Source organism: Oceanobacillus limi, from assembly GCF_900111445.1.
In the GTDB taxonomy this organism is placed as follows: Bacteria; Bacillota; Bacilli; order Bacillales; family Amphibacillaceae; genus Ornithinibacillus; species Ornithinibacillus limi.
This window is the reverse complement of the sequence record NZ_FOHE01000011.1, coordinates 135,661-142,161: the sequence shown is the minus strand read 5'-3', so window position 1 is coordinate 142,161 and position 6,501 is coordinate 135,661. Positions and strand designations below refer to the sequence as shown.

At 34.9% G+C, this 6,501-nt stretch carries 6 protein-coding genes; 5 read left to right on the top strand and 1 reads right to left on the bottom strand.

Features of this window, described 5'->3' with window-relative positions; all coding sequences use genetic code 11:
- Positions 1-98: 98 nt before the first annotated feature.
- Positions 99-578, bottom strand: a complete 480-nt coding sequence (locus BMX40_RS12935) for a GAF domain-containing protein (RefSeq protein ID WP_090870564.1) — start codon at positions 576-578, stop codon at positions 99-101.
- A gap of 153 nt (positions 579-731) precedes the next feature.
- On the opposite strand from BMX40_RS12935, the gene refZ reads away from it, so the two are divergent.
- The 5 genes from refZ (at position 732) to BMX40_RS12910 (ending at position 6,208) form a co-directional block, all read left to right on the top strand.
- Positions 732-1,364 carry a forespore capture DNA-binding protein RefZ gene (gene refZ, locus BMX40_RS12930; RefSeq protein WP_090870562.1) on the top strand — a complete coding sequence of 211 codons (633 nt, stop codon included), beginning with the start codon at positions 732-734 and terminating at the stop codon, positions 1,362-1,364.
- Between the two features lie 250 nt (positions 1,365-1,614).
- Positions 1,615-3,312, top strand: coding sequence for a septation ring formation regulator EzrA (gene ezrA, locus BMX40_RS12925; protein WP_090870560.1), 1,698 nt, complete (start codon positions 1,615-1,617; stop codon positions 3,310-3,312).
- A 129-nt stretch (positions 3,313-3,441) separates the two neighbouring features.
- Positions 3,442-4,584, top strand: coding sequence for a cysteine desulfurase family protein (locus tag BMX40_RS12920; RefSeq protein ID WP_090870557.1), 1,143 nt, complete (start codon positions 3,442-3,444; stop codon positions 4,582-4,584).
- 6 nt (positions 4,585-4,590) lie between these two features.
- Positions 4,591-5,796, top strand: a complete 1,206-nt coding sequence (gene thiI / locus BMX40_RS12915) for a tRNA uracil 4-sulfurtransferase ThiI (RefSeq protein WP_090870555.1) — start codon at positions 4,591-4,593, stop codon at positions 5,794-5,796.
- A gap of 208 nt (positions 5,797-6,004) precedes the next feature.
- Positions 6,005-6,208, top strand: a complete 204-nt coding sequence (locus tag BMX40_RS12910) for an alpha/beta-type small acid-soluble spore protein (RefSeq protein ID WP_090870553.1) — start codon at positions 6,005-6,007, stop codon at positions 6,206-6,208.
- The last annotated feature ends 293 nt before the right edge of the window (positions 6,209-6,501 follow it).

The window sequence follows — 6,501 nt, the reverse complement described above, 5'->3', positions numbered from 1 at the left end:
CGTGTATTACTACATCATCAATATAAAGATTTAGACTTTCAAGTAGGATAAGGGATAGGAGTGTGCACTCCTACCCCAACATTTGACGTAGAACCTTTTTATAAATAACTCTTTAAAGTATCAACAAATTTTTCTAGATAAATTTGATCTGTTTCATCAAACCGATCGACGATAGGACTATCAATATCAAGTACTCCAAAGACTTCATTATCAATAAAGATTGGAATTACAATTTCAGATTGGCTTGCGCTGTCACAAGCAATATGTCCCGGGAAATGATGGACATTTTCAATTCGTTGTGTTTTTTGTTCTTTAATCGCTGTTCCGCAGACTCCTTTTCCATAAGGGATACGAATACATGCTGGCAGACCTTGGAATGGCCCAAGAACTAACTGGTCTTCTTTCCATAAATAAAATCCTACCCAATTCACTTCATTCAAAAATTGATTTAATAATGCAGATGCGTTGGATAAATTTGCTACTTTATCCTTCTCACCTTCCAATAGTGATTGTAGTTGCTTTATCATTAATTCATAATCCTTAACTTTATCACCTGAATAACTGGTAGTTTGAAACATATTTCCTCTCTCCTCTCAACCCTAATAATTCGACAATCGTATAAGAAATTGTCGATGAAAAAATGAAGGATAATTTCTTTCTTTGTCGTAATAATGATATAGATGGTGTTCCATATTCGACAACCATAAATGTTTATATAGGAGTTGAATTTGATGAAAAACAGTCCTACAAAACAAAAAGTCATTCATGCAGCTTCTAAGTTGTTTTTCCAAAAAGGTTTTCATGGTACATCCGTAAGAGATATTGCGGAAGCTGCCTCTGTCAATGTTTCGTTAATAAGCTATTATTTTAAAGGGAAACAAGGATTATTAGAGTATGCTGTTACCCAATATTATGAAGCATATTTAGAAACGATGGAAGAATCTATTCGACAAACCGAGACGGTATCGTCTGAAGAAAAAATCAAGAAATTAATATGGTCCATTATACAGTATAAACAGAATAACCTTCAATTCTCTTGTTTCATTCACCGTGAATTATCATTGGACTCTGTTTTTGTTAGGGAAATGGCTGTTACTTATTTGGCGAAGGAAAATTATCTATTAAGTATGACATTTATGGATGCTGTCAATGGCAGTAAGCAAAGTAAAGTGGAACGCGAGTTTTTATTATTGCAATTAAAAGGGATGCTTGTAACGCCATATATTTTACATAATGAATGGAAGAAGCAGGTCGTCGGGGATTATTCTCATGCAAAATTTATAGAGAATTATGTACAATCCATACATAACTGGTTAGATTATATTCTTCACCCTGATGAAGCTACCAATAATCCTATAGTTTAGTTGAATAATATTGTCACCGAACCATTTCACCCGAGTATTTATTACTCCATCCATCCACGTTTGATTGAATTAATTCCTTTATTTATCAAAAAAATACATTATTCGTCAATTTTATAAGTTTTTTTTAGCCATAAAAGGCTTTTACATGGTATCATTAAGATTATATAAATAAGTTTATATTTAATTCTTTGAAAATATTGTTTAAATAGGGTGTATCCTCTTATTTAGGGAATTAGTTAGGGGGCTTTTTATGGAGTATATTATTGCTATTGTTTTAGTTGTTATAACGATTATTATAATTGGACTTATATTAAGAAAACGTGTTTATGATGAGGTTGACCGCCAGGAAAGCTGGAAGATGGATATTATGAATCGAAATATTACTGCTCAGCTTTCACGTATTAAAAGTTTAAATCTTTCGGGGGAAACGCAAGAACGTTTTGAGTCATGGAAAGAACGGTGGGAATTGATTCTTAATAAGGAATTACCAGATATTGAAGAGTATTTATTTGATGCAGAAGAGGCTGCGGATCGCTATCGTTTTTCAAGTGCGAAAAAGACACTTAGAAATGCAAACCAAATTATGCAGGCAATTGAAAAAGATATTGAAAAGATTCTAAGTGAGTTAGATGAACTAATGGAATCTGAGGAAACAAGTCGAAAAGAAATAGAGCATATTCAGCCAAAGATAAAATCACTACGTAAGCAAATAATGCAAAATAGATTTCAATATGGTAAGGCAGAGGTTCGGTTTGAAGTAGAACTTGATGAAAAAGATGAAATGTTAGAACAATACTATGATCTCGTCCAATCGGGGAATTATATTGAGGCTAGTGAGTTAGTGGGTAAATTAAAGTCTGAGTTAGACATGCTTGACGAGCAAATTAACGAGTACCCTTCTCTATTTAAAGCTTGTAAAAATGAGCTTCCAGGTCAACTGGATGATTTATATAAGGGTATTAAAGAAATGAAAGAAGATGGATATCGAGTTGAGCATCTTGGCTTTGAAAAAGAGATACAAATGTACCAAGAGCGTCTTATCGATTGTCTTAAGGCACTTGAAAAAAGAGAAACCTCAGAACCTAAGATACTAATAGAAGAACTTAATGATCGTATTCAGGAAATGTATCAACTATTGGAAAAAGAAGCAATTGCCAAAAGTTATATGGAATCAAAAGCTCCAGTATATCAAAAATCGTTAAAGGAAATTGCTGCATCCTTTGATGAAACGAAAAGTGATGTGGAGCGATTGAAAAAAACTTATTACTTTGATGATCAAGATATGGAAAAATATCTCTCTCTTGAAAAGAACATCAATCAATTAAAAAAGCAATATGATGAAATACAAGCTGGTTTAGAGTCGGAAGATATCGCTCATTCAGATTTAAGGGACAAATTAGACCAAGGATTTGAACAACTAGAGGAAATTCAACAAAACCATGAGATGTTTAAAGATAGTGTCTATAATTTACGGAAAGATGAACTAGAAGCAAAAGATAAATTAAGCGAAATGAGAGATCAAATTCATCTTGTGTCTAGAAAACTAAAGAAAAGCAATATTCCAGGTGTTCCGAATTTTATATGGAAGATGATGGAAGAGGCTACTGAAAAAAATCACCGTGTTCTACAAGCGTTAGAAAAAGAGCCGTTAGATATCGGTGAGGTACAGCGAGCTTTGGGTGAGGCACAAGTAGCGGTTGACAATATGATGGAACAGACAGATAATATGTTAGAGCAAGCTTATTTAACCGAACAAGTTATACAATATGCCAATCGATATCGAAGTAAATATCCACTGCTAGCAGCTAAATTAGCAGAAGCAGAAAGTTCTTTTAGATCCTATGAATACGAATTGGCCTTAGAACAAGCAGCTGTTGCTGTTGAGGAAATTGAACCTGGGGCTTTAAAACGAATTGAAGAAAATCGTGCTATGTTAACTTCGGTGTAATGATGTATAGAGAAAGGCTGCCTTAAGAAAAGATTGAATCCTTTTCTAAAGACAGCCTTCTATTTTTTGTTGATTATAAGTGAATTTTTTTCTAATAGTTGGTGTTAATGATAAGGAGAGGGAGTTTTGATGATATATTTAGATAACAGTGCAACAACAAAGCCACATCCAGACGTTTTAAATAGTTTCCATCAAGTGTCCGAACGGTTCTTTGCTAATCCTTCTTCCATCCATCAGCTTGGAGGAGAAGCAGAAAAGTTATTACAAAAGGCAAAGCAACAAGCTGCACAAATCCTACTAGTTGATGAAGATGAAATTATTTTTACATCTGGTGGTACGGAAGGGAATAATATAGCTATCAAGGGAATCGCTCTTGAACATCAGGGAAGAGGAAAGCATATAATTACCTCTCAAATTGAACATCCGTCCGTATTTGAAGCATGTAAAAGCTTAGAAAAATTAGGATTTGAAGTTACCTATTTGCCTGTCAATGAAAATGGTATTATATCGGTCACTGAATTAGAAAATGCAATAAGACATGATACGATTTTAATTAGTATCATGCATGTCAATAATGAAATAGGTTCCGTGCAACCTATTGAAGAGATAGGTGAAATTGCAAAAAAACATCCTAAGCTTTCCTTTCATGTTGATCATGTCCAGGGCTTAGGAAAAATATCATTAAAATTGGCAAATAGCGGGATTGACCTTTGTACAATGTCAGGACATAAGGTCCATGGATTAAAAGGGACCGGGATTTTATATAGTAATAAACGAACAAAGCTTTTTCCGTTATTCCATGGTGGCGAACAAGAGAGAAGCATACGCTCTGGAACAGAAAATCTAGCTGGAGCTGTAGCCATGGTAAAAGCATTGCGATTAATTAAAGATAGGGAAAAGAATGAACGGAATTCTTTAGAAGTGCTCAATCATTACTTGCGTACAGAGTTAGAGCAAATACAAGGAGTATACTTGAATACTTCACCAGATACGGCAGCACCTCATATTTTAAATTTCTCTGTACCAGGCATAAAACCGGAAGTTATCATTCATATGCTTGGGGAGCAGGGGATATATATTTCAACTAAATCCGCATGTTCTTCCAAACAACTGGATGAAAGTCGAATTGTATCTGCATGCGGATTTAAACAGGAACGTTCAACTTCCGCATTGCGCGTGAGTTTGTCTTATGATAATACCAAAGAAGAAGTAGGAACATTTATTATTAAACTTAAGGAAGCAATCCAACAACTAAAAGAAGTAATGGAGTAGATAATTATGCAATATGATCACATTTTAATTCGATATGGAGAATTAGCTTTAAAAGGAAAGAACCAAAAAAGATTCTTACAAAAACTACAAGCCAATATTCGTCATAAACTGAAGGAATTTCCAAACGTTACCGTAAAAAGGACGCAAGGAAGAATGTTTGTAATTCTTAATGGACATGACCCACATGAAGTGATAGATAAGTGTAAAAACATCTTTGGTATTCACAGTTTTAGTTTGGCTATCAAAGTTGCGAATAACATTGATGAGATCAAGAGTGCATCTCTTTTTGCACTCCAAAATGCAGATGGTGTGAAGACATTCAAGGTAACCGTAAAAAGAATTAATAAAGATTTTCCGTATCGTTCTCAGGATATGAATCAGATACTAGGAGGTCATTTATTAACAAATACTTCTCATTATACAGTCGATGTTCACCATCCTGATTTGGAAATTAAGGTTGAAGTACGTTCAGAGGCAACTTATATTACGTCAGGAGTAGTCAAAGGGTTAGGTGGTTTACCTGTAGGCACAGCAGGTAAAACATTGCTATTGCTGTCTGGTGGAATAGATAGTCCAGTAGCAGGATATTTAGCAATGAAGCGTGGAGTAGAGATTGAAGCAATTCATTTTCATTCTCCACCATTTACGAGTGATCGAGCCAAACAAAAAGTTCTTGATCTAGCGGAGGAATTAACCGGTTTTGGGCATAAGATTAAAATTCATGTTGTTCCATTTACAAAACTTCAACAGCGGATCTTCCAAGAGACGCCAGATGGTTATGGGATGACAGTAATGCGAAGAATGATGTTGCGAATCAGTGAGCAAGTATGTAGAAATGAAGATATATTATCTTTAACAACGGGGGAGAATCTTGGACAGGTTGCAAGTCAGACAATGGAAAGCATGAATACAATTAATGAAGTTACCAATTATCCGGTGTTACGACCATTATTAACAATGGATAAGGATGAAATTATAGAGATATCTAGGAAAATTGATACATTTGATATCTCTATCCGCCCATATGAAGATTGTTGTACCATTTTTGTTCCTAAGGCTCCAAAAACAAAACCGAAACGGGATAGAGTAAATTATTATGAGAGTCAATTTAATTATCAGGATTTAATCGATGAAGCAGTTGAAGGTATCGAAGTCATCGAAATCACGGACGAAAAACAAATAAAAGAAGAAGTATTTGAAGATTTATTTTAAATCTAATCAGTTTTGCACCATGAGCGTATAGTTCATAGGTGCTTTTTTTATAGGCAGTGTTCAACCAAATAGCATTTTCACGTTCATGAAATAGTTCGCTCTCTTGTTTCCTACGAATTTGAAAAACTAACAAGACTTACCAATAAAAATGGTGAATTAAACTAGCGTATTCCTCACACTATAAGTAGTACCAAGGAGGTGATATACCATGGCAAACAACAATAATTCAAATCAATTGGTAGTGCCTGGTGTTCAACAAGCATTAGACCAAATGAAGTATGAAATTGCATCAGAATTTGGCGTAAACCTAGGTGCAGATACAACTTCTCGCGCTAATGGTTCCGTTGGTGGAGAAATTACAAAACGTCTTGTTCAAACTGCTGAACAGCAATTTGGCGGACCACAAGCTTAATAACAACAAAATAATATAATATGGATTAGGACTACCCTGGACACTGGGGTAGTCCTTGTTTTTGTAACTATGTGAATTTGAGTTCGTCTTATTTTAACCCTTAGGGAAGTATTCAACATTTAAAAGGAAATATCAACATTAAAGCATGAAAAATCGACGTTCAGACGGAAAGAATCGACGCTTAGACGGAAAGAATCGACGTTCACCCGGAGGAATCGACGTTCAGACGGAAGAATCAACGTTCAGACGGAAAGAATCGACGTTAAAGCATGAAGAATCAACGTTCACCCGGA

Excerpts from the sequence above, each read along its gene's own strand:
- ezrA (WP_090870560.1), top strand. The coding sequence starts at position 1,615 with ATGGAGTATATTATTGCTATTGTTTTAGTTGTTATAACGATTATTATA.
- refZ (WP_090870562.1), top strand. The coding sequence starts at position 732 with ATGAAAAACAGTCCTACAAAACAAAAAGTCATTCATGCAGCTTCTAAG.
- BMX40_RS12920 (WP_090870557.1), top strand. The coding sequence starts at position 3,442 with ATGATATATTTAGATAACAGTGCAACAACAAAGCCACATCCAGACGTT.
- thiI (WP_090870555.1), top strand. The coding sequence starts at position 4,591 with ATGCAATATGATCACATTTTAATTCGATATGGAGAATTAGCTTTAAAA.
- BMX40_RS12935 (WP_090870564.1), bottom strand. The coding sequence starts at position 578 with ATGTTTCAAACTACCAGTTATTCAGGTGATAAAGTTAAGGATTATGAA.
- BMX40_RS12910 (WP_090870553.1), top strand. The coding sequence starts at position 6,005 with ATGGCAAACAACAATAATTCAAATCAATTGGTAGTGCCTGGTGTTCAA.